This window comes from Curtobacterium sp. B8 (assembly GCF_000333315.1).
In the GTDB taxonomy this organism is placed as follows: Bacteria; Actinomycetota; Actinomycetes; order Actinomycetales; family Microbacteriaceae; genus Curtobacterium; species Curtobacterium luteum.
Genome location: NZ_BACW01000030.1, coordinates 1 through 1,695, shown reverse-complemented (window position 1 = coordinate 1,695; position 1,695 = coordinate 1). Strand labels below are relative to the sequence as shown.

Genomic DNA, 1,695 nt, shown 5'->3' with positions numbered 1-1,695 from the left:
CTCGGCACCCGAGCCCTCGGCACTGAAGCCCTCGGCACTGGAGCCCTCGAGCGGATGGCCGAGAGCGTGCACATGCCCGCCGACCTCATCCGGTTGCAGCACGCGGTGCCCTCGTACTACCTCCGCTACTTCTACGCCCACGACGTCGTGCTCGAGGAACAGCTGCACGAACGCACCCGCGCCGAGGCCGTGATGGACACCGAGCGTGCCCTGCTCACGAAGTACGCGGACCCGTCGGTCGTCACGAAGCCCGCCGAACTCGAGCAGCGCGGCGGGGCGTACTACTCCGAGGCCGCGATCGACGTGCTCTCCTCGATCCTCGGTGACCGCGGCGACGTGCAGGTCCTCAACGTGCGGAACGACGGCACGTTCCCGTTCCTCCCCGACGACCACGTCATCGAGGTCCCCGCACGCGTCACCCGGCAGACGATCACCCCGCTGCCGGTCGAGCCCCTCGCGCCGGACATGGCCGGGCTCGTGTCGCACGTCGCCGGCTACGAACGCCTCGCCCTCGAGGCCGCGGTGCACGGCGGACGCGACCGGGTCCTCCGCGCGATGTGGGCGCACCCGCTGGTCGGGCAGGTCGACAAGGCGGAGCGGCTCACCGACCTGCTCCTCGCCGCCAACGCCGACCTCATCCCCTGGGCGCGCGGCGGCGCTGCGGCCGACGGTGCGTCGGCGAGCACCCTCGCGGGGGCCCGGTGACCACCGCGGACGACGTGGTCCGCGTCCCGAGGGGCCTCGACCTCGAGTCCGACGACGTCGTCCTCGCGGTCGACGGCGGCGGGAGCAAGACCGACGTCGTCGCGATCGCCCTCGACGGCAGCCTCGTCGCCCACGCCCGCGGCCCCGGGACGAACCCGCAGACCCGGGGATGGGCCGAGGTCGGTCCGGTGCTCGACGAGGTCCGCGCCCGGGTGCTCGACGAGATCGGCACCCGCGAGGTCCGGACGACCCACGTCTACCTCGCAGGGCTCGACCTGCACGACGAACTCGTCGCTGCCGAGGCGGCGCTCGCGCACTGGTCGGAGGACGGCGGCGCCCCCGACGTCCTCGACAACGACCTGTTCGCGCTCCTCCGGGCGGGGACCCTCTCCCCCGACGCCGCCGCGCTCGTCTGCGGCACGGGAATCAACGCCCTCGCCGTCCGGGCCGACGGGGCGACCGTCCGCTACCCGGCGATCGGGGACGTCTCCGGCGACTGGGGCGGCGGCGCCTACCTCGGGAACCGGGCACTCTGGCACGCCGCACGCGCCGAGGACGGCCGGGGCCCGGCGACGGCGCTGATGGACGCGGTCCCCCGGTCGCTCGGGATGCGGAGCGTCCGCGAGGTCACCGAGGGCCTCCACTTCGGCCGCATCGACCCGGGGGCGGTGGGTCGACTCTGCCCGCTGCTGTTCGAGGTCGCCGGGGCCGGGGACGCGGTCGCGCGGTCGGTCGTCGAGCGGCAGGCCGAGGAGATCGTCCTCATGGCCTCGGTGGCCCTCGAGCGGCTCGGGCTCGGCGGCGCGGGGTCCGAGGTGCCGATCGTGCTCGGCGGCGGGGTCCTCGCGGCTCGGCACCCGCTGCTCGTGGAGCCGGTCGTCGCCGGGTTCGCCGAGCGTGTGCCGGGTGCGGTCCCGACGTGGGTCACGGCTCCGCCGGTGCTCGGGGCGGGCCTCGCTGCGCTCGAGTCCGTCGGGGGCCGTCCGGACC

1 protein-coding gene and 1 pseudogene are annotated in these 1,695 nt (G+C 75.1%); both read left to right on the top strand.

Annotated elements, in window-relative coordinates; all coding sequences use genetic code 11:
* Positions 1-705, top strand: a pseudogene (locus I59_RS00950) (6-phospho-beta-glucosidase); the annotation flags it as partial.
* A partial coding sequence (locus I59_RS00945) for an N-acetylglucosamine kinase (protein WP_022902270.1) occupies positions 702-1,695 on the top strand: 994 nt, incomplete at its 3' end. The pseudogene I59_RS00950 and the gene I59_RS00945, both read left to right, overlap by 4 nt.